This window comes from Actinosynnema sp. NPDC050436, assembly GCF_040655415.1.
Taxonomy (GTDB): domain Bacteria; phylum Actinomycetota; class Actinomycetes; order Mycobacteriales; family Pseudonocardiaceae; genus Actinosynnema.
This window is the reverse complement of the sequence record NZ_JBFAJV010000017.1, coordinates 34,339-54,837: the sequence shown is the minus strand read 5'-3', so window position 1 is coordinate 54,837 and position 20,499 is coordinate 34,339. Positions and strand designations below refer to the sequence as shown.

At 70.9% G+C, this 20,499-nt stretch carries 21 protein-coding genes; 8 read left to right on the top strand and 13 right to left on the bottom strand.

Annotation, left to right across the window (positions count from 1 at the left end; translation table 11 throughout):
* The first annotated feature begins 76 nt into the window (after window positions 1–76).
* Both AB0I60_RS31410 and AB0I60_RS31405 read left to right on the top strand, forming a co-directional pair.
* Window positions 77–757 carry a metallophosphoesterase gene (locus AB0I60_RS31410; RefSeq protein WP_360736149.1) on the top strand — a complete coding sequence of 227 codons (681 nt, stop codon included), beginning with the start codon at window positions 77–79 and terminating at the stop codon, window positions 755–757.
* A complete protein-coding gene (locus tag AB0I60_RS31405) occupies window positions 757–1,599 on the top strand; it encodes a chromosome partitioning protein ParB (RefSeq protein WP_360736148.1) in 843 nt (280 codons plus the stop codon). Before AB0I60_RS31410 ends, AB0I60_RS31405 begins: the two co-directional genes overlap by 1 nt.
* A gap of 10 nt (window positions 1,600–1,609) precedes the next feature.
* Here the strand turns inward: AB0I60_RS31405 and AB0I60_RS31400 are convergent, their stop codons facing one another.
* From AB0I60_RS31400 to AB0I60_RS31360, 9 genes are all read right to left on the bottom strand, one after another.
* Window positions 1,610–2,581, bottom strand: coding sequence for a hypothetical protein (locus AB0I60_RS31400; protein WP_360736146.1), 972 nt, complete (start codon window positions 2,579–2,581; stop codon window positions 1,610–1,612).
* 209 nt (window positions 2,582–2,790) lie between these two features.
* Window positions 2,791–3,678 (bottom strand): SDR family oxidoreductase, encoded by an 888-nt coding sequence (locus tag AB0I60_RS31395; RefSeq protein ID WP_360736144.1) that lies wholly within the window; start codon window positions 3,676–3,678, stop codon window positions 2,791–2,793.
* Between the two features lie 246 nt (window positions 3,679–3,924).
* Window positions 3,925–5,109, bottom strand: coding sequence for a sn-glycerol-3-phosphate ABC transporter ATP-binding protein UgpC (gene ugpC / locus AB0I60_RS31390; protein ID WP_360736141.1), 1,185 nt, complete (start codon window positions 5,107–5,109; stop codon window positions 3,925–3,927).
* 4 nt (window positions 5,110–5,113) lie between these two features.
* The gene (locus tag AB0I60_RS31385) at window positions 5,114–5,959 is read right to left on the bottom strand and encodes a carbohydrate ABC transporter permease (RefSeq protein WP_360736138.1); all 846 of its coding nucleotides are present in this window, start codon (window positions 5,957–5,959) and stop codon (window positions 5,114–5,116) included.
* Window positions 5,959–6,912 (bottom strand): sugar ABC transporter permease, encoded by a 954-nt coding sequence (locus AB0I60_RS31380; protein WP_360736136.1) that lies wholly within the window; start codon window positions 6,910–6,912, stop codon window positions 5,959–5,961. The genes AB0I60_RS31385 and AB0I60_RS31380 overlap by 1 nt, the downstream gene beginning before the upstream one ends.
* Complete coding sequence (locus tag AB0I60_RS31375) at window positions 6,909–8,150, bottom strand: ABC transporter substrate-binding protein (RefSeq protein ID WP_360736133.1); 1,242 nt, start codon at window positions 8,148–8,150, stop codon at window positions 6,909–6,911. Before AB0I60_RS31375 ends, AB0I60_RS31380 begins: the two co-directional genes overlap by 4 nt.
* Window positions 8,151–8,325: 175 nt before the next feature.
* The gene (locus tag AB0I60_RS31370; RefSeq protein ID WP_360736130.1) at window positions 8,326–8,853 is read right to left on the bottom strand and encodes a general stress protein; all 528 of its coding nucleotides are present in this window, start codon (window positions 8,851–8,853) and stop codon (window positions 8,326–8,328) included.
* A 415-nt stretch (window positions 8,854–9,268) separates the two neighbouring features.
* Window positions 9,269–10,477, bottom strand: a complete 1,209-nt coding sequence (locus AB0I60_RS31365) for an acyl-CoA dehydrogenase family protein (protein ID WP_360736128.1) — start codon at window positions 10,475–10,477, stop codon at window positions 9,269–9,271.
* 534 nt (window positions 10,478–11,011) lie between these two features.
* The gene (locus tag AB0I60_RS31360; protein WP_360736126.1) at window positions 11,012–11,971 is read right to left on the bottom strand and encodes a CoA ester lyase; all 960 of its coding nucleotides are present in this window, start codon (window positions 11,969–11,971) and stop codon (window positions 11,012–11,014) included.
* A 113-nt stretch (window positions 11,972–12,084) separates the two neighbouring features.
* Between AB0I60_RS31360 and AB0I60_RS31355 the strand changes: the two genes are divergently transcribed.
* Together AB0I60_RS31355 and AB0I60_RS31350 are read left to right on the top strand one after the other, a co-directional pair.
* On the top strand, window positions 12,085–12,435 hold the full coding sequence (locus AB0I60_RS31355; protein WP_360736124.1) for a hypothetical protein: 351 nt from the start codon (window positions 12,085–12,087) through the stop codon (window positions 12,433–12,435).
* Window positions 12,432–13,286 carry an aminoglycoside phosphotransferase family protein gene (locus AB0I60_RS31350; RefSeq protein ID WP_360736121.1) on the top strand — a complete coding sequence of 285 codons (855 nt, stop codon included), beginning with the start codon at window positions 12,432–12,434 and terminating at the stop codon, window positions 13,284–13,286. The genes AB0I60_RS31355 and AB0I60_RS31350 overlap by 4 nt, the downstream gene beginning before the upstream one ends.
* Window positions 13,287–13,341: 55 nt before the next feature.
* On the opposite strand, the gene AB0I60_RS31345 is transcribed toward AB0I60_RS31350, so the two are convergent.
* Window positions 13,342–14,193: a PhzF family phenazine biosynthesis protein gene (locus AB0I60_RS31345; RefSeq protein ID WP_360736119.1), complete on the bottom strand. Its 852-nt coding sequence runs from the start codon at window positions 14,191–14,193 to the stop codon at window positions 13,342–13,344.
* An 87-nt stretch (window positions 14,194–14,280) separates the two neighbouring features.
* On the opposite strand from AB0I60_RS31345, the gene AB0I60_RS31340 reads away from it, so the two are divergent.
* The 3 genes from AB0I60_RS31340 to AB0I60_RS31330 all read left to right on the top strand — a co-directional run bounded on the left by AB0I60_RS31340 (window position 14,281) and on the right by AB0I60_RS31330 (window position 16,285).
* On the top strand, window positions 14,281–14,412 hold the full coding sequence (locus AB0I60_RS31340) for a hypothetical protein (RefSeq protein ID WP_360736117.1): 132 nt from the start codon (window positions 14,281–14,283) through the stop codon (window positions 14,410–14,412).
* 120 nt (window positions 14,413–14,532) lie between these two features.
* A complete protein-coding gene (locus tag AB0I60_RS31335; protein WP_360736115.1) occupies window positions 14,533–15,786 on the top strand; it encodes a CBS domain-containing protein in 1,254 nt (417 codons plus the stop codon).
* Entirely contained in the window at window positions 15,779–16,285 is a 507-nt protein-coding gene (locus AB0I60_RS31330; protein ID WP_360736113.1) for a DUF1003 domain-containing protein, read from the top strand. The genes AB0I60_RS31335 and AB0I60_RS31330 overlap by 8 nt, the downstream gene beginning before the upstream one ends.
* 61 nt (window positions 16,286–16,346) lie before the next feature.
* On the opposite strand, the gene AB0I60_RS31325 is transcribed toward AB0I60_RS31330, so the two are convergent.
* On the bottom strand, window positions 16,347–16,808 hold the full coding sequence (locus tag AB0I60_RS31325) for a MarR family transcriptional regulator (protein WP_360736111.1): 462 nt from the start codon (window positions 16,806–16,808) through the stop codon (window positions 16,347–16,349).
* A gap of 120 nt (window positions 16,809–16,928) precedes the next feature.
* On the opposite strand from AB0I60_RS31325, the gene AB0I60_RS31320 reads away from it, so the two are divergent.
* The gene (locus AB0I60_RS31320; protein ID WP_360736355.1) at window positions 16,929–18,080 is read left to right on the top strand and encodes a P-loop NTPase; all 1,152 of its coding nucleotides are present in this window, start codon (window positions 16,929–16,931) and stop codon (window positions 18,078–18,080) included.
* A gap of 339 nt (window positions 18,081–18,419) precedes the next feature.
* Here the strand turns inward: AB0I60_RS31320 and tatB are convergent, their stop codons facing one another.
* Both tatB and AB0I60_RS31310 read right to left on the bottom strand, forming a co-directional pair.
* Entirely contained in the window at window positions 18,420–18,833 is a 414-nt protein-coding gene (tatB, locus tag AB0I60_RS31315; RefSeq protein ID WP_360736108.1) for a Sec-independent protein translocase protein TatB, read from the bottom strand.
* A 45-nt stretch (window positions 18,834–18,878) separates the two neighbouring features.
* Window positions 18,879–20,420 carry a trypsin-like peptidase domain-containing protein gene (locus tag AB0I60_RS31310; protein WP_360736105.1) on the bottom strand — a complete coding sequence of 514 codons (1,542 nt, stop codon included), beginning with the start codon at window positions 20,418–20,420 and terminating at the stop codon, window positions 18,879–18,881.
* Window positions 20,421–20,499: the final 79 nt, after the last annotated feature.

Genomic DNA, 20,499 nt, shown 5'->3' with positions numbered 1-20,499 from the left:
GGCAGCGGGCGAAACCCGCATTTCACCCTTTCACCGACGAGGTGTCGCGCGCCGTCACCGGCTCTACGCTCGACGGGTGCCGAAGGTGCTCGCGGTGGCGGACGAGGTGGTCGAGCGGCTGTGGACCGACCAGGTGCGGCGGTACGACGTCGACCTGGTCGTCGCGGCCGGCGACCTGCCGTTCGACTACCTGGAGTTCCTGTCCTCGGCGCTGGACCGGCCGTGCGTGTTCGTCCCCGGCAACCACGACCCGGACCTGAGCGGCTACTCGAAGGTGCGCGGCCTGTGGACGAGGGCCGGCATCCCGGCCCGCTGGCCCGGCCCGGCGGGCGGGGTGGACGCGGACGGGCGCGTGGTCGACGTCGCCGGGCTGCGGATCGCCGGGCTGGGCGGCTCCATCCGCTACAACGACGGCCCCAACCAGTGGACCGAGCGGCAGCAGGCGCGGCGGGTGCGCCGGGTGGCCCGGCTGGCGGCGTGGCGCGGGCTGCGCGACGGCCGGCCCGTCGACCTGCTGCTCACCCACTCGCCGCCGCTGGGCTGCGGCGACGAGGCCGACCCGCCGCACCGGGGCTTCGCGTGCCTGCACGACGCCGTGCGCCGGCTGCGCCCGCCACTGGTGCTGCACGGCCACATCCACCCGCACGGCGTGCCCCGGCCGGACCGGCTGCTGGGCGGCACGCGCGTGGTCAACGTGGTGGGCTACCAGGTGCTGGACGTGTCCGGGGGCGGTCCGGCGCGGGAGGAGGAGGGCTGATGCGCCGCGACACCGGGTTCCCCGCCGCCGACGCGGAGAACGACTTCCTGCGCGCCCGGCGCGGCCAGGTGATGTCCCGCCTGGCCGCGTGGCTGCGGCGCGAGCCCGACGACGTCAACATCATGCTGCCGTTCCACGAGGTCGTGGAGGCGCTGGGGATGCTCGGCGAGCGCCGGCTCGGGCTGCAGGCCGTCCGGCTGGACTCGATCGTGGGCAGCGTCGACCGCACCCGCGACTTCGACCGGCGGTTCCGGCCGACGTCCGCGCGCGTGCGGGAGCGCTGGCAGCGCCTGGCGCTGGCCGCCCGCCGGGGCGAGGCGGTGCCGCCGATCGAGGTCTACCGGGTGGGCGACCTGCACTTCGTCCAGGACGGCCACCACCGGGTGTCGGTCGCGCACGCGCTCGGGTTGACCGTGATCGACGCGTACGTGACCGAGGTGGTGACCCGGATCGCGGCGCACGGCATCCGCCACCGGGGCGACCTGATCGTCAAGGACTACCGGCGGCTGTTCCTGGAACGCGTGCCGCTGGCCGGCGAGGCGCGCGCGGCCGTGCTGCTGTCCGACCCGTGGGACTACGCCGAGCTGGGCGAGCACGTCGAGGCGTGGGGGTTCCGCCTGATGCAGGACGAGGGCGCGTTCCTGGACCGCGCGGCGGTCGCGCTGCGCTGGTACGCCGAGGAGTACGTGCCGGTGGTCGGGATGCTGCGGCAGGCCGACCTGGTCGGCGACCGCACGGAGACCGAGGCGTACATGTGGGTGGCCGCCGAGCGCTACCGCCTCATCCGCACGCACCGCTGGGACCAGGGCGTGATCGACACCATCCGGTCCCGCCGCCGCTGAGGACCCCGACCTACCGCTGCCCCTCCACCTTGGGCAGCGGGCGAGCCTGGTCCATCACCCGGTCCGCGTAGCTGTCCAGCAGGCGGGTCGCCACCTGCTGCGAGTAGCCGAGGATCACGGCCCACAGCAGCAGCGCCGCCTGCGACGCCACGCCGATGAGGCCCGTGGTCACGCCCGCGCCCAGCGCCAGGATGCCGATCACCGCGAGCGCCGACCCGAGCAGGATCTTGATGGTCGCCTGGTAGCCGATCATCACGTAGGGCGAGAGGCTGGGCCGCCGGCGCAGCAGCAGCACGACCGCCGACAGGATCGCCCCGAACGCGCCCAGCACCTGGATGAGCCACACGTCCACGCCGGTCGCGCTCCGGCCGGCCGGGCACACCGTGGGCAGCCGCTCCGACCCCACGCACATCGGGATCATCCCGGGGCTGACCAGCCCGATCACCCCGAGCAGGGTGTTCACCGCGAAGAGCACCACCGACGCGGCGATCAGCTTGTTGCGCAGCGCGCGCGACCCGACGTGCGCGAAGTCCGACTTGTCGAACGAGGCCCGCAGCGCGTCGACCACCAGCTCCCGCTCCACCACCAGCGGGAACTCCCCCGGCCGCAGCTCCTCCAGCGCGACCCGCCGGGGGTCGTCGTCGTCGAGGTTCTCCGCGACCCGCGCCCGCAACCCCGGCAACCGCCCGAGGAACCCGCTGCCCGCCGCGACCACCGCGATCTCCGCCTCGTGCAGCGACCGCCAGGCCCGCTCGATGTGCCACCCCGACCACCACGAGGCCACCTCCCGCCGGCGCGACTCGCGCCGGGTGACCATGTCCTCCACGACAGCCGCCTCCTGCTCGGCCACGACCCGCCACTGGGTGCCCTCCGGGTCGAGCGGGTCCGGCACCCCCAGCGTGGCCAGGTCCGCCCGGACGCGGTCCAACCGCGACTGGACCACCAGCCGCCAGTCGGTGACGCTGGGCCTGCGCGCGGGCACGGTTCGATGGTGACAGGGGGGTACGACGATTCCACGATCACCCGTCCGAGTGATGCAGTGAAATCCACCCGTCCAGGACCGAAGTTCACCCGACCACCGACCCGTGGAGAAGTGCCGCCACCTCCGGGCGGCACTCCCCGGCGACGTGCCCGACGTCGTGCACCACCGGTGCGGGTCACCCGGTGGTCAGCCGACCCGGCTCCCGCCCGTCACGCGGTCCGGCCGGGCTCCACCAGCTCGCGCAGGCGCGGGGGCATCCGCTTCTCCAGCCCGAACGGCTCCAGGTGCGCTTGGAGGACCCCGTCGAACGCCCGCTTCACCGAGGTGGTGTCCCAGGTGTCGCTCTCCAGGATCGGTTGCTTGAAGTAGGGGTGCCCCACCAGGTGGAGCTGGCGGCCGTTGCACCGGACGATCTGGCCGGTGATGCCGTCGGCGGCGTCGCTGAGCAGGAACAGCACCAGCGGCGCGACCTTGCCGGGGGTGCGGTCGGCGGGGATCGCCCGCAGGGACCGCTCGGACTTCCAGACCATGCGGGTGTGGGCGACCGGGCACACCGCGTTGACGCGGATGCCCTCGCCCTCCAGGTCGAGCGCCCACGACGCGCTCAGGGACGCGACCGCGCCCTTGGTCGCGGAGTAGGTGGCCAGCTTGCGCTGCCCGAAGAACGCCCCGGACGAGATGTTGACGATCGAACCGCCGCCCTGCTCGCGCATGGCGCGCATCGCGGCGATCCCGGTGTAGATGACGCCCAGCAGGTTGACCTCGACCGTGCGACGCACCGATTCCGGGTCGTCCTCCCACGGCAGGGTCTCGTAGTTCAGGCCCGCGTTGTTCACCAGGCCGTCCAGCCGGCCGAACTCGGTCAGGCACGTCCCGACGATCTTCTCGGCCTCGGTCGGGTCCGCCACCGTGTGCGTGCTGGCGACCGCCCGACCGCCGTACCCCCGGATGTGCTCGGCGACCTGTTCGGCGAGGTCGGCTTCGACGTCGTTGACCACGACTGCGGCTCCCGACTGCGCCGCGTGCATCGCGTAGGCCTCTCCCAGGCCGCGCCCCGCACCGGTGATCACGACTGCTTTTCCGTCAAGAATCCCCATCGCGCGCTCTCTTCTGTGCTCGGCGGTCTCCCCTGCCCCGACGCCGTCGATCGGGGTCATCCCCGCCTTCGACCAGGGTGGGGACGGACCGGCACGAGCGCCGCACGCAAGCGGCGAGCTGCACGTCTGCTGCGCTGAATGGCCTATGGAGTTCGTCCCTGCCGATGGTCCCGGCTGGTCAGTAACTCCCCGTGACCTGCGGCGGGGAGGGGCCGTCCGCGCAGGTGGGACGGCCCCCGCGACCGCTCAGTCGCCGGAATAGGTCAGGTTGGCCCCGGTGCCGGGGTCGAAGAGCTGGACCTTGTCGGCGTCGAACCAGATCTCCGCCTGCTCGCCCTCGGTGGCCGTCGAGGCGGCGGACAGCCGGGTGACCAGCGAGACGCCGCCGCCGGGCACGTCCGACGAGCCCGCGTCTGCGGCCAGCTCGGCCAGCTCCGCCGACGTGGCCTGCTCACCCGACAGGCTGAAGTAGGCGTACTTGTCGGAGCCCATCGACTCCAGCACGTCGACGTGGCTGGAGAACGTGACACCGTGCGCCCGCACCCCGTCGTCCACCAGCCGCGCGTCCTCGAAGTGCTCGGGCCGCAGGCCCATGATCACCTCGCGCGGCGCGTCGGCGGCGGAGAGCAGCCCGCGCACCCGGTCGGTCAGCGGGACCTCGCCCAGCGGCGAGCGCACCGCACCGCCCTCCAGCGCGGCCGGCACGAAGTTCATCGACGGCGAGCCGATGAACCCCGCCACGAACAGGTTGGCCGGGTGGTCGTAGAGGTACTGCGGGGCACCGACCTGCTGCACCGCGCCGCCCCGCATCACCACCACCCGGTCGCCGAGGGTCATCGCCTCGGTCTGGTCGTGGGTCACGTAGACCATGGTCGTCCCGAGCTGCTTCTGCAGGCGCGACACCGAGGTCCGCATCTGCACCCGCAGCTTCGCGTCCAGGTTGGACAGCGGCTCGTCCATCAGGAACGCCTTGGGGCTGCGCACGATCGCCCGCCCCATCGCCACCCGCTGGCGCTGGCCGCCGGAGAGGTTGGCGGGCTTGCGGTCCAGGTGCTGAGAGAGGTCGAGGATCTCGGCCGCGTCCCGGACCTTCTTCTCCACCGTCGCGTTGTCCACCTTGGCCAGCCGCAACGGGAAGGCCATGTTCTCCTTCACCGTCATGTGCGGGTACAGCGCGTAGGACTGGAACACCATGGCGATGTCGCGGTCCTTCGGCGCGCGCTCGTTGACCCGCTCGCCGCCGATCCGCAGCTCGCCGGACGTGATGTCCTCCAGCCCCGCGATCATGTTCAGCGTCGTGGACTTCCCGCACCCGGACGGGCCCACCAGGATGATGAACTCGCCGTCGGCGATCTCGATGTCCACGTCCCGCACGGCCACTGCGCCGTCGGGGTACTGCTTGCTCACCTTGTCCAGCACGATCTCGGCCATTGCTTCACCCCTTGACGGCGCCGGAGGTCAACCCGGCGACGATCCGACGCTGGAAGAACAACACGAACAGGATGATCGGGATCGTGATCACCACGGCGGCGGCGGCGATCGACCCGGTCGGGTCCTCGAACTGGGAGCTGCCGGTGAAGAACGACAGCGCCACCGGGACCGTGCGCGAGTTCTCGGTGGAGGTCAGCGAGATCGCGAACAGGAAGTCGTTCCAGCAGAAGATGAACACCAGGATGGCCGTGGTGAACACGCCCGGCGCGGCCAGCGGCGCGATCACCCGGCGGAACGCCTGACCGGGCGTCGCGCCGTCCATCTTGGCCGCCTTCTCCAGCTCCCACGGGATCTCCCGGAAGAACGCCGACAGCGTGTAGATCGCCAGCGGCAGCCCGAACGTGATGTAGGGCAGGATCAGCCCCGGCCAGGTGTCGAACAGCCCGAGCGTCCGCTCGATCTCGAACAGCGGCGAGATCAGCGAGATCTGCGGGAACATCGACACCAGCAGGGAGATCCCGACCAGCACCCGCTTGCCGGGGAAGTCCAGCCGGGCGATCGCGTACGCGGCCATCGTGCCGAACACCACCGCGATGGCGGTGGCGATGACCGCGATGCCGATCGAGTTCACCAGCGCCCGCACGAACTCCGTGGTGGAGAAGATGGACGTGTAGTTGTCCAGCGTCCACTCGCGCGGGATGAAGTTGCCGTCCGCCAACGTCTCCTTCGTCTTGAACGACAGCGAGACGATCCACAGCACGGGGAACAGCGCGTACACCACGACCACCACGTTGAGCACGGCCCAGCGCGCCTTGCGCCCGGTGGTCTCGGCCCCTCCGATGCCCGCCATCAACGCCTCCCGCCGCTGTCACTGCCGGGGGCAGCGGTACCGAACAGCTTGATGAAGATGAACGCGATCAGCGCCACCATCAGGAAGATCAGCACCGACATGGTCGAGCCGATGCCCAGGTTCAGGCCCTTGATCAGGTTGTTGTAGGCGATCATCGACACCGACGTCGTGCCCTGCGACCCACCGGTCAGCACGAACAGGTTGTCGAACACCCGGAACGCGTCCAGCGTGCGGAACAGCAGCGCCACCAGGATCGCCGGCTTCATCACCGGCACCATCACCTTGGTGAACCGCTGCCACGCGTTCGCGCCGTCCATCGCCGCCGCCTTGAGCAGGTCGTCCGGCACCAGCGCCAGGCCCGCCATGAGCAGCAGCGCCATGAACGGCGTGGTCTTCCAGATCTCGGCCAGGATGACCACCATCAGCGCCGGGATCTTCTGGGTCAGCACGGGTTCGCCGCCCGCCACCAGCTCGGACAGGTACCCGGTGCCGGGCGTCCAGGCGTAGCGCCACGAGAACGCCGCCACCACGGTCACGATCCCGTACGGGATCAGCGTGGACGTGCGCACGATGCCGCGCCCCACCAGCGTGCGGTGCATGATCAGCGCCAGCGCCATGCCCAGCACCAGCTCGATCACCACGGACACGACGGTGATCACGACCGTGATCCACACCGCGTTCCACCAGTACGAGTTGGACAGCACGGTCACGTAGTTGTCGAACCAGACGAACTCCTGGCGGTCCGGGAACTTCAGGTCGTACCGCTGCAACGAGAGCCACAACGAGTACAGGATCGGCCACCCGGCCACCGCCGCCATCACCAGCACCGCCGGCGCGCACAGCAGCAACCCCAGCCGCCGCTCGGCCTTCTTGCCCTCGCTCAGCGCGGCCTTGGCCGGCTTGCGCCCCTCCGCGACCCGCTCGTCCTTCTCCTCGGACAGCGCGTGGCTCATGGCAGCACCCCCTTGGAGTCGAGCGCGTTCTGCAACTCGGTGCGCAACCGCTCCGCCGTGGGCCCCGGGTCGATGGAGCCGGGCGGCGACAGGATGGTCGAGATGACCGTGGACACGTTCTGGTACGCCGGGGTGCGGGGCCGGACGCTCGCCGTCTTCAGCGTGTCCAGGATCGCTTCCTTCATCGGGTAGGGCTCGGCCATCTCCGGGTCGTCGTAGACGGACTCGATGGTCGGCGGCACGCCGTCGTTGATGGCGGCGAACTTCTGGCTCTCCGCGCTGCGCAGGCACGTGACCGCGTCGAACGACTGTTCGGCGTGCGGCGTGTACGAGCTGACGGCGTAGTTCACGCCGCCCACCGTCACCTTGGCACCGGAACCGTCGATCGACGGGTAGGGCGCCCACTTGAAGTTCGCCGCGAACTCCGGCTTCTTCTGCGCGGCGGCGTAGACGTACGGCCAGTTCAGCATGAACGCGGCCTTGCCGCCCTCCATCGCCAGCCGGGCGTCGTCCTCGGCGAAGTTGGCGAACGACGGGTCGACGACGTCGGAGGTGGCGAACTTCTGGAGGACTTCGAGCGCCTTGACGGCGTCGTCGTCCACCACGGCCTTGGTGCCGTCCTCGTTCAGGATCTCGCCGCCCGCGGAGTTGACCAGCGTGTTGAACAGGACGACGAGCCCCTCGTACTGCTTGCCCTGCGCCTCGACGAGGCCGGGCTTGCCCTCGGCCTTGAGCCGCGAGCCCACCTCGATCATCTCGTCCCAGGTCTTCGGCGGAGTGGGGACGAGGTCACTGCGGTACCAGAGGAGCTGGACGTTGGTGTTGTCCGGAGCGCCGTACAGCTTGCCCTCGTAGCGGGCGGTCTCCAGCGGCGTCTCCAGCGTGCCCCTCTCCACCTCGGACTTCGCGGAGCCGGTGAACTCCTTGATCCACCCGGCCTTGGCCAGCTCGGCGGTCCAGGTCACGTCCAGCCCGAGGACGTCCATCCCGTCGTCCTCGGCGGCGAGCCGGCGGACGAGCTGCTCGCGCTGGCCGTCCGCCTCGCGCGGCAGCTTGTGGTAGACGATCCGGTAGCCGTCCGCGACCTCGTTGCACCGGTCGACGATCTTCTGGAAGCTCTCCTGCGGGTACTTGTAGACGTTGATGGTGATCCCGCCGTCACCCGAGCCACACCCCGCCAGCCCGGACGCCGCGACCAGCGCGGCACACCCGGCGGCGGCCAACCGATGACGCGTCATCGGCCCAGCCTCCTTCCCGACAGCGGAGGAACCAGACCGCAGCGCCCGGCACCTCGTCGTGCCCCACCGGAGGGCCGCGAAGCCGACCGGTGGAACGAACGTAGGCCCGGTGATCAGGTGCCGCAACCACCGGTGCCCGGAAGGGCTCTACCCGGTGATCACCGAGGTGAAACCTCTAGTCCTTGGGCGCGTCGGACGGCCGCATGGCCAGCTTGGCCAGCAGGTCCCGCCCCCGCTCGGCGTTGCGGGGCTGGCACAGCACGTCGTAGCGCCCGGCCACGAGCTGGCTGGCGGACTGGAAGTCCCGCTTGCCCCGGGCCGACCCGTACCCGACCGCCGCGAAGATCAACCCGAACCCGACACCCACGACCAACCCGACGAGGATCGGCCCGAAACTGGCCCCGGTGTTCGTGTTGAACAGCGACAGCAACACGCCGACGAACAACCCGAACCAGGCCCCGGAAGCGGCACCCGTCCCGAGCACCCGCCCCCACGTGAGCCGCCCGGTGACCCGCTCCACGAGCATGAGGTCCACCCCCACGATGGTCACCTCCTGCACGGGAAAATCACCGTCGGCGAGGAAGTCGACCGCGCGCTGGGCCTCCTCGTAGGTGCCGTAGGAGCCGATCGGCCACCCGGTGGGCGGCGTGGGCAGTCGCGGCGGCACACCAGGCCGGCTCTGACCGGAGAAGGAACTCGTCACGGAGACCACCTCTTCTGCTGATCACCCCCATCCTGCCAAGGCCGGGCGAACAGCGCGAAACGGGTAACCCGGAACTCAACGCATCCGTGACCTCATCCCCAGCCGACCCCTCACCCACCCACCCGACCACCACCCCACCCACAGCACCCACCCCACCCACCCCGCGCACGCGCGCCCCGCGCACACCACCCACCAGGTCGTGTCATCCCCGTATGGCCCGCGCGCAGCGAACCGCGCTTGAGTGGGGTGTGCAAGCACGCCCCTCGCTTGCACACCCCACTCAAGGGTGGTTGTCTTTGACCGGGCCATGCGGGGATGACACGACGACCCGCACCACCCGTCATCCTTGGCGGCTCGCCCGTCCGGCGAGGACTCTCTTGCACTTCCGCCACGCGCCCCGCACCACTGCCCGGGATCAGCCCCGAGACCGGTAGTCCCTCAACAGCCCGCGGCTGATGATCGTCTTCTGGATCTCGCTGGTCCCCTCCCCGATCAACAGGAACGGGGCCTCGCGCATCAACCGCTCGATCTCGTACTCCTTCGAGTACCCGTACCCGCCGTGAATCCGGAACGCCTCCTGCGTGACCTCGGCGCAGTACTCCGAAGCGATCAGCTTGGCCATTCCGGCTTCGACGTCGTTGCGCGCACCGGAATCCTTCAACCGGGCCGCGTTCACCATCATCAAATGCGCGGCCTCGACCTTGGTCGCCATTTCCGCGAGTTTGAACGCGATGGCCTGGTGCTCCGCGATCGGCTTGCCGAACGTCTTCCGCTGCTGCGCGTACCCGATCGCCAGCTCGAACGACCGCAGCGCGATCCCGCAGGCCCGCGCGGCGACGTTGACCCGCCCGACCTCGACGCCGTCCATCATGTGCCGGAACCCCTGCCCGGTCACACCGCCGAGCACCTGGTCGGCGTCGATGGCGAAGTCGTCGAACACCATCTCCGTGGTGTCGACGCCCTTGTACCCCATCTTGTCGATCTTGCCCGGGATGGTCAGGCCGGGCAGGACCTCCCCGTACCCCTCGGGCTTCTCGACCAGGAACGTCGTCAGGTTGTGGTGCGCCTTCTCCGCGCCCTCGTCCGTCTTCACCAGCACCGCAGTCAGGTTCGACGTGCCGCCGTTCGTCAACCACATCTTCTGACCGCTGATCGCGAACCCGGCCCCGGCCTGGGACCCGGTCCGGGTCGCCCGCGTCCGGATGGCCGCCACGTCGGAGCCGAGTTCGGGCTCGGACATCGAGAACGAGCCGCGCACCTCGCCGGTCGCCATGCGCGGCAGGTACTTCTGCTGCTGCTCGGGCGTGCCGTGCTGCTTGAGCATGTGCGCGACGATGAAGTGGGTGTTGATCACGCCGGAGACCGACATCCAGCCCCGGGCGATCTGCTCGACCACCAGGGCGTAGGTGAGCAGCGACTCGCCGAGCCCGCCGAACTCCTCGGGGATGGTGAGCCCGAACAGGCCCATCTCCTTCATGCCCTCGACGATGTCCTCGGGGTAGGTGTCGCCGTGCTCCAGGGACTGCGCGTGCGGGATGATCTCCTTGTCCACGAAGGCGCGGACCGTGGAGAGGATCTCCTCCTGGATGTCGGTGAGTCCGGCGGTCTGGGCGAGGTGCGCCATCGCACGATCCCTTCGTAGCTCCCGAGGTTACCGGCGAGTATGGCCTGGTTAACGCCCGTTCGCGTCACGAAGGTGCTCTCCGCCACCCGCTGAACCGAAACAGCCGGGCCCCCTCACCGCCCGGCGGGATCGCGCCGCCGGGCTGACCCTCACACCACACGAGACGGCAATGACGTCGCCGCCGCCTTTACCTCCGAGAACCGCAATCAAGCCCCGAGCAGTTCCAATGAACCACCGCAATGCCGACACACATCGGCGAACACGTGAACATCGGCGGCACACCCGGGACAAACCCGGAAACTGCGCTCCAACAGATCGTCTGCGGGCCGGCGACGGAAAAGCCGTATCCGGGGCCTCGCGGTGCGGGAACGTGACATGGGCATCACCATGCACACGCCCCACCCCTTGATCGCCATTTCCGCCGACGATTTGTGGGAATGCTCACCGGTCAGGACCACCCCACAGTGGCCTTCCCGACACCGGCGGTGACCGGGGAACACCCCGACACCGGCAGCAACGCCGACCGCCCGGGGATCACCCCGCAGGCGGAGCCCAGACGTCCGTCCGCGACATGCCGGCCGCCCGCCCCTTGGACGAGATCACCAGGGCCATCTTCCGCGACGCCTCGTCGATCATCTCGTCGCCGAGCATGACCGCGCCGCGCTTCCCGCCCGCCTCGGAGGTGTAGTGGTCGTACGCGTCGAGGATGTTCTCCGCGTGGTCGTAGTCCTCCTGCTTGGGGCTGAACACCTCGTTGGCCGCGTCGATCTGGCCGGGGTGCAGCACCCACTTGCCGTCGAAGCCCAGCGCCGCCGACCGGCCGGCGACCCGCTTGAAGCCCTCGACGTCGCGGATCTGGAGGTACGGCCCGTCGATGGCCTGCTTGTCGTGGGCGCGCGCCGCCATCAGGATCTGCATCAGGATGTAGTGGTAGGCGTCGCCGACGTCGTAGCCGGGCGGCTGCTCGCCGACCACCAGCGACTTCATGTTGATCGACGCCATGAAGTCGGCCGGCCCGAAGATGATCGTCTCGACGCGCGGTGACGCGGTGGCGATCTCGTTCACGTTGATCAGGCCGAGCGCGTTCTCGATCTGCGCCTCGATGCCGATCCGGCCGACCTCGTAGCCCATGGTCTTCTCGATCTGGGTGAGCAGCAGGTCCAGCGCGTGCACCTGCTGCGCGGTCTGCACCTTGGGCAGCATGATGCAGTCCAGGTTCGCGCCCGCGCCTTCCACGACCTCGGTGACGTCGCGGTAGGTCCACTCGGTGGTCCAGTCGTTCACGCGGACGACCCTGGCCCGCGACCCCCAGTCGCCCTCGTTGAGCGACGCGACGATGGTCTTGCGGGCACCCGGCTTGGCCAGCGGCGCGCAGGCGTCCTCCAGGTCCAGGAACACCTGGTCGGCGGGCAGCGTGCGGGCCTTGTCGATCATCTTCTGGCTCGATCCGGGCACGGCCAGGCACGAGCGACGGGGACGCTGCTGGTCGACCACTGGGGGTACCTCCTCGTACCGGCCGGTAACTCTCGCTCTGCGCAGCGTGGCACGCGGGGTGGTCCGCCGCTATTTCGTGAGTCCCGGCTCACAGGCCGTGGCAGGCTGAACCGGTGGAGATCACCCGAGTGCTGGACAACGCCCTGCGCAAGGCGGCGGCGGTGTGGGTCGCGCCGGCCGGGCACGACCCGCGCCTGGTGTGGGCGCTGTGGCGCGACGACGCCGTGCTGGTGGCGGTCGGCGGGACCGAGCAGCAGGTGCCGGGCCTGGCCGACGGCGTCGGGTGCGCGCTCACCGTGCGCTCGCCCTCGACGCACTCGCACCTGGTCACCGTCCCGGTCACGGCGCGGCTGGTCACGCCCGACGACGACACCGCCGCCGCCCTGCGCACCGCCCGCCTCAACACGACGCCGGCGTGGGACGCGGTCTACCGCATGGACCTCTCCCCGGCGGCGACCTCGTGATCACCGTGCCGGCGGACTTCGCCGTCGACCACGGGGAGGACGTGCTGGCGTGGCGGGCGACCCTGCCCGCGCTGGCCGCCGAGTTCTGCGACCGCTGGCAGCTCACCCCGGACGGCGACCTGATGAACGGCTACGTCGCCGTCGTCCTGCCGGTGCGGCGGGCGGACGGCGGCAGCGCGGTGCTGAAGCTGACCTGGCTGGACGACGAGACGCGGCAGGAACCGGCGGCGCTGCGGGCGTGGGACGGCGACGGCGTGGTCCGGTTGCTGGACAACGACGACGAGCGCGGCGCGCTGCTGCTCGAACGCCTGCACCCCGGGTCGCTGCTCGACGTGCCGATCGGGGAGGCGCTCGACGTCACCGCCGGCCTGCTGCGGCGGCTGCGCCGGCCGGCCGGGCCGGAGTTCCGCCGGGTGGAGGTCGGGGACCTGGTCGGGGAGAACGCGGCCCTGGGCGGCGTCGTGCCGGAGCGGTTCGTCCGGCTCGCCGGCGAACTGGGCCGCGACCTGGTCGCCACCGCCGGCAACACCCTGGTCAACCAGGACCTGCACTACGCGAACGTGCTGCGCGCCGACCGCGAGCCGTGGCTGATGATCGACCCGAAACCGATCTCCGGCGACCGCGAGTTCGGCGTGATCCCGCTGCTGTGGAACAGGGCCGACGAGCTGGACGGTGAGCGGGCCGTGCTGGACCGGCTGGCGGCGCTGTGCGACCTCGGCGAGCTGGACGCGGAACGGGCGCGGCGGTGGGCGCTGTACCGGGCCGTCGACAACTGGCTGTGGTGCACCGAATCCGGCGAAACCGAGCTGGCCGCGTTCTGCGAGGGGGTGGCGCGGCTGCTCGCAGGCTGACCGTTCCAGCCGGGACGGTTCGGGCTGGTTCGGGTCGAGTCGGGTGCGGAACGAATCAAGAGGACTCAGGCACCCTGATCCGCCCCTGGGCCACCGGCACCACCCGACCACCCACGGCGACGTGCGTCGCCACCCCGCCGAGCACGGTGACCAGGCAGTCCAGAGTGGACGGACGACCCACCTCTTCCCCCTGCCGCACCACCACGGCGTGCCGACCGTCACCCGGCAGCAGACCGCGGTCCGCCAGCCAGACGCCGAGCGCCAGCGCGGCCGACCCCGTGGCCGGGTCCTCTCCCCCGGTCGCCCGGAACATCCGGACGTGCGCCACGCCCGCGACGAACGAGACCGCCACCAGCCCCCGCCCGACGACGTGCTCACCCAGGTCGACGCGCGGTGCGGCGCGGGCCACGGCGTCGGCGCGCACCGGGAGGAACGTGAAGTCCAGCCCCGCGCCCGCCACCCCCGCTTCGGCGTGCGGGTCCACGTCCGACAGGTACAGGCCGAGCGCGGCGGCCGGCGGACCGGCGTCCAGGTAGTCGCCGACGACCGGGGTGTCGCCCTCCAGCGTCGCCCGGTCGGCGTCGACCACCACGCGGTGCAGCCCCCGGGCCGTCTGCTGGGTCGCCCGGCCGAGCGGGAGCACGCCGCGCGACCCCAGCAGCCAGGCCGTGCCGATGCTGGGGTGACCGGCGAACGGCAGCTCGGTGACCGGCGTGAAGATGCGGATGCGGTAGTCGGCGGCCGGATCGGTGGGCGGCACCGGGAAGGCCGTCTCGGAGTAGCCGAACTCCTGGGCGACGGCCTGCATCTGCCGGTCGGTCAGGTCTTCGGCGTCGTGCACGACGGCGAGCTGGTTGCCCGCGAAGGGACGGTCGGTGAACACGTCGAGCACGTCGTAGTTGCGCACTTCACCGACCCTAGACCCGCACCGGCGACGCGCACTTCTTCCCGTCTTCGAGTCCGGGTCGGGATCGGGCCGTCGCACTGCTGTGTCGTGGCCGTGCTGGGTGGGTGGGCGGTCGGCGTCGACCGGGTCACCGTGCACTCCAGCGAGCGCGCGGTGTCGGCGTACCGGCGGCACGGTTTCGACGTCCGGCCGCAGTTCCTCCAGGCCGAGCCGACCTGATCTTCGTCCCGCCGTCGAGGGGCGCCGCCCCGTCCGGGACGAGGCGCGGCCCGGTCCGGGGAGCAGTGCCGCCCGGCCCGGGGAGGAGCGGGCGGAGCTGACCTTGGTTAGCCTGGCCCGGTGGTCGCTGTGAACCGGGTCTTCGCCGCTCAGCTCGCCGGGTTGCCCGTCTTCGGGCCCGACGGGGAATCCATCGGCAAGGTGCGGGACCTGGTGATCGGCTTGCGGGTCGACCGGCAGCCGCCCCGGGTGCTGGGGCTGGTGCTGGAGCTGGCCACCCGGCGGCGGATCTTCGTGCCCATGCTGCGGGTGACCTCGATCGAGCCGAACGCCGTCACGCTCGCCACCGGCACGGTCAACCTGCGGCACTTCCACCAGCGCACCAACGAGGTGCTGGTGGTCGGCGAGCTGCTGGACGCCCGCGTGCGCACCGGGGCCGGGGCCGACGCGGTGCTGGTGGACGCGGCCATGGAACCGACCCGGACCAGGGACTGGCGGATGACGCGGGTCGCGGTCCGCGAGCGCACCGGGCGGCTCTCGCGGCGCGGACCCGTGCAGGTCGTGCGGTGGGAGGAGCTGACCGGGCTGTCGGTGACCGAGATCGCCGGGCAGCCGCAGGGCGCCCAGCACCTGGTCGCGGTCTTCGAGACGATGCGCGCGGCGGACGTCGCGCTGGCGCTGCACGGCCTGCCGGTGAAGCGGCGGTACGAGGTGGCCGAGGCGCTGGACGACGAGCGGCTGGCCGACGTGATCGAGGAGCTGCCCGAGGACGACCAGAAGGACCTGCTGGCGCACTTGGACGAGGAGCGCGCGGCGGACGTGCTGGAGGCGATGAACCCCGACGACGCGGCCGACCTGCTGGCCGAGCTGCCCGAGCGGGACAAGGACCGGCTGCTCGACCTGATGCAGCCGGAGGAGTCGGCCCCGGTCAAGCGCCTGCTGGAGTACAGCTTCGACACGGCGGGCGGGTTGATGACGCCCGAACCGGTCGTGCTGGCCCCGGACGCCACGGTCGCCGAGGCGCTGGCGCACGTGCGGAACCCCGACCTGACGCCGGCCCTGGCCAGCATGGTGTTCGTGTGCCGGCCGCCGACCGCGACGCCCACCGGGCGGTACCTGGGGTGCGTGCACATCCAGCGGCTGCTCCGCGAGCCGCCGTCCGACCTGGTGGCGGGCGTGCTGGACACCGACCTGGCCACGCTGGCCCCGGACGCCTCGCTGAGCGAGGTCACCCGGTACTTCGCCGCCTACAACCTGGTGTGCGGGCCGGTCGTCGACGAGACCGACCACCTGCTGGGCGCGGTCAGCGTGGACGACGTGCTCGACCACCTGCTGCCGGACAACTGGCGGGAAACGGGGCTGACCCATGCCTGAGCTGCCACGCCGCCGGCTCGACCAGCCGCGCCCACCCGGCCGCTTCCGGTTCGAGCTCGACCCGGAGGCGTTCGGGAGGTTCTCCGAGCGCCTGGCCCGCTTCCTCGGGACCGGCAAGTTCCTGTTCTGGCAGACGCTGATCGTGATCGTGTGGATCACGGTGAACCTGGTCGCGGTGTCCCTCCAGTGGGACCCGTACCCGTTCATCCTGCTCAACCTGGCGTTCTCCACGCAGGCCGCGTACGCCGCGCCGCTGATCCTGCTGGCCCAGAACCGGCAGGACGACCGGGACCGGGTGTCGCTGGAGGAGGACCGGTCGCGCGCAGCCCAGACCAAGGCCGACACCGAGTACCTGGCGCGGGAGCTGGCCGCGCTGCGGCTCGCCGTCGGGGAGGTGGCGACGCGCGACTTCCTGCGCAGCGAGCTGGACCGGGTGTTCCGGGAGCAGCGCCGCAAGGCGTTGAAGGACGACCCTCGGTGGGATGACGTGCCGTCCTAGGTGTGCGGTTGGTTCGTTGGGGCCGGCCGTTGGGTGGTTGATGGGCGGTTGGTGGGCGGGACTAAGGCTCTTCCGTGGCCAAGCGGTCGCAGGTCCGGCCGAACGCCTCCAGTTCGGAGTGGCCGAACGCCTCGGCGAAGTGGTGCGCCACACCGGTCAGGTGGGTGCCCGACGCGATCCGCAGGCGGTCGAGGCCGAGCGGTGTCAGCACCGCGACCACGCCCCGGCCGTCACCGTCCGCGCGTTCCCGGAGCACGAGGCCGGCGCGCTCCAGCCGGTCGACAAGTCGGGTCACGCCGGAGCGCGACAGCAGGACTGCATCCGCCAGTTCGGTCATCCGCAGTCGGTACTGCGGAGCCTCGGCGAGCTGCACGAGGACGTCGTAAGCCGCGAGCGATAGGCGCTGCTCGGCGATCAGTTCGGCTTCCAGGATCCGAGTGAGCCGCGCATGGGCCCGGAGGAAGGATCGCCACACACCGAGCTCGGTTCGGGTGGGCAACCGGGCACTTCCGGTTTCCGGCACGGATCACGATGTTACGGAAAGCACGCAACCGGCTTCGCGCTGGCCCCGAATTCGAGGTGACCAACCGGTAGCTTGGAGGTGCGCCGCGCCGCCGTAGCATGGCGTTCTCCTCTGTAGGCGATCGAAGGCGATCCAGTGACGCAGACCCTTCCTACCGTTGACGACGTGCACAAGGCGCTGGCCACGGTGCAGGACCCGGAGATCCGGCGTCCCATCACCGACCTCGGCATGGTGAAGTCGGTCTCGGTGACCGACGGGGTCGTGGACGTCGAGGTGTACCTGACCGTCGCGGGCTGCCCGATGCGCGACAAGATCACCGCCGACGTCACGTCCGCCGTGTCGGAACTCGACGGCGTGTCGTCGGTGCGCGTGGCGCTGGACGTGATGAGCGACGCCCAGCGGACCGAGCTGCGCAAGTCGCTGCGCGGGGGCGTCGAGGAGCCGGTCATCCCGTTCGCCCAGCCGGGCTCGCTGACGCGGGTGTACTGCGTCGCGTCCGGCAAGGGTGGTGTGGGCAAGTCGAGCGTCACGGTGAACCTGGCCGTGGCGATGGCGGCCCGGGGCCTGTCGGTGGGCGTGGTCGACGCGGACATCTACGGGCACTCGATCCCGAGGATGCTGGGCACGGAAGCGCGCCCCACCCAGGTCGAGAAGATGATCATGCCGCCGCAGTCGCACGGGGTGAAGCTGATCTCGATCGGCATGTTCACCTCCGGCAACACGCCGGTGGTGTGGCGCGGCCCGATGCTGCACCGCGCGTTGCAGCAGTTCCTGGCGGACGTGTTCTGGGGCGACTTGGACGTGCTGCTCATGGACCTGCCGCCGGGTACCGGCGACGTGGCCATCTCGGTGGCCCAGCTCGTCCCGAACGCGGAGATCCTCGTCGTGACGACCCCGCAGCAGGCGGCGGCCGAGGTCGCGGAGCGCGCCGGCTCGATCGCGTTGCAGACGCGTCAGCGGGTGGCGGGCGTCATCGAGAACATGTCGTGGCTGGAACTGCCGGACGGGACCCGGATGGACGTCTTCGGCAGCGGCGGCGGGCAGGCGGTGGCGTCCTCGCTGTCGCAGGCGGTCGGGGCGGAGGTGCCGCTGCTGGGGCAGGTGCCGCTGGACCCCCGGCTGCGCGAGCAGGGCGACGCCGGGACGCCGATCGTGCTCGACGCGCCCACGTCGACGGCGGCGCAGGTGCTGACTTCGGTGGCGGCCAAGTTGTCGGTGCGGTCGCGTGGGTTGGCCGGGCGGTTGTTGAACGTGTCGCCTGCTGGGCGTTGAGCGGCTGATCCCGGGTTTGCGGCTTCGGCTGTGCGGGTCGGTTTTGTGGCTTGAGTGTGGGTTGTAGAAAAAGAAAAGAGTCCTCGCCGGACGGGCGAGCCGCCAAGGATGACGGAAGTGCGTGGGTCGTCGTGTCATCCCCGTGTGGCCCGGTCAAAGACAACCACCCTTGGCCAGGTCATGCAAGCGAAGGGCGTGCTTGCATGACCTGGCCAAGCGCGGTTCGCTGCGCGCGGGCCACACGGGGATGACACGACTCACCTGGGTGGGGTGTGTGCTGCGCACGTGGAAGAGGCGCGCACCTTGGGGGTGCGCGCCTCTTTGTTTGGTTGTTCTTGGTTATGTGGCGTCTGGGTCGTACGGGGGGCGTTCACCCTGTTGCAGGGGGCGTTCGCGTTCCCTTTCCCGTGCGCCTGTCGGGCCCGGGGGGAGCGTTGTGTGCGGGCCCGAGAAGCCGTTGGGCTTCGTGTTGTTGCCGTTCGCCGGGACGTCGTCCCACAGGTGCTTGGTGATGGCCCGCTTCGGGTCGAAGTTGCGCAGTTCCCGGAGGTCTTCCAGCGGCTTGCGCAACTGGTCGAACTCGGGGCCCATCTCCTGCTTCAGTTGGTCGCGCGCGCCTGTCGCGTACTCGCGCACCTGGCGCATCGTCTTGCCCACCCACGCGGCGGCTGCGGGTAGGCGTTCCGGGCCCAGGATGAACAGGCCCGCGACCACGATAACGAGGATCTCCACCCAGCCGATGTTCTCGAACACTCGCCTGCCACCTCCGCCGACTGCCGCCCTTGGCCAGACTAGCCGTCAGTCCGACCGGAGCGTCACCTGCACGGTGAGCTCCCGTCCCTGCCTGGCCAGCACGACCGGGATCGTTTCCCCGATTTCACGGTTCCTCACGGCTACGGTCAGCTCCGCGGCGTTGCGGACCATGCGGTCGCCGACCTTGGTGATGACGTCCTCCTCCTGGATGCCGGCGGCGGCTGCCGCCCCGCCCTCCAGGACGTTCTGGACCTTCGCACCTTCAGCCGTCTCGGCGGAGACGGAGCGGACGTTGAGGTTCATGTCCGCGTGCTTGACCTGGCCGTCGCGGATGAGGGCCTGGGAGACCTTGCGGGCGTAGTTGCCGGAGATCGCGAAGCCGAGGCCGACCGAGCCGCCGGTCTCGGTGCGGATGGACGAGTTGATGCCGACCAGCGTGCCGGACGAGTCGACCAGCGCGCCGCCGGAGTTGCCGGGGTTGATGGCCGCGTCGGTCTGGATCGCGTCGTAGGTGACCTGGGGGCCGCCGTTCTCACCCGCCGCCGTGACGGGGCGGTGCAGGGCGCTCACGATGCCCTCGGTCACCGTGTTCGACAGGGACAGCGGCGAGCCGATCGCCAGCACCGCGTCACCGACCGCGAGGTCGTCGGAGTTGCCGAACTGGAGGACGGTGGGGTTGTCGACCTGGACCTTGATGACGGCGAGGTCGGTCTTCGGGTCGCGGCCCACGACCTGGGCCACCGCGCGCTTGCCGTCGGTGAAGACGACGGTGAGCTTCGCGGACGTGTCCTGCACGGCCGGGGCGACCACGTGGTCGTTGGTGAGGATGTAGCCGCCGCCCTCGATGACGACGCCCGAACCGACGCCGGCCACGTTCGCGCCCTTGAACTCGATGGACACGACGCTGGGCGTGACGCGCTTGGCGATGTCCGCCACCGACCCGACCGGGCGTTCCTTGCCGGGCTGCACCTCGGCGAGCGTGACGCCGCCGTCGGTCAGGGGGTTGCCGACCTTGCCCGCCAGCCAGCCGACCACGCCACCCGCCGCGCCCACGACCAGGGCCGCGACCATGAGCAGGATGAGCCCGGTGGGCTTGACCCGCCTGCCGAACAGCAGTTCGGGGACGCTGAGCTGCGGGCCGGTGGTCGTGGTGGCGGGGGTCGCGGCCTTGGCCGGCTCCTCGGTCACCGCCGGCGGACCGATCACGGCACCGGCGCTCGGGTCGCGCCACGAGTCGCCGGCGGGCTTGCCGTCCCAGAAGACGGGCTCCACCTCGGGTTCGCCGTTGAGGTCGACGGGTGGGCGCTGCAGCAGGTCGGAGGTGCCCTGCGGACGGCCGAACGCGGTGGTCAGGGCCTCGGGCGGGGGCGGCGCGAGGTGGGTGCCGCCGGAGCCGTTGGCGTTCGGGCTGCCGTTGGGGTGGTGGCGGTCGGCGAAGGCGCCCGCCACGCCGGGCGGGCGGCCGAACACGGCCGTGTGGCCCGGGTCCACCGAGGGGCGGTTCAGGGGGCGCGGAGCCAGCCTGCGGTGGGCCCCGTCGTCCACGCCGGACCTGGGGGTCCCGTTGCCCTGCTGTGGCTCGCTCATCGCTCCCCGCACGTCGTCTTTCCCGATCGGCACGAAGGCCGGTGGTGCCGGGTCAATCGTGCCCGGTGATCGGTGAAGT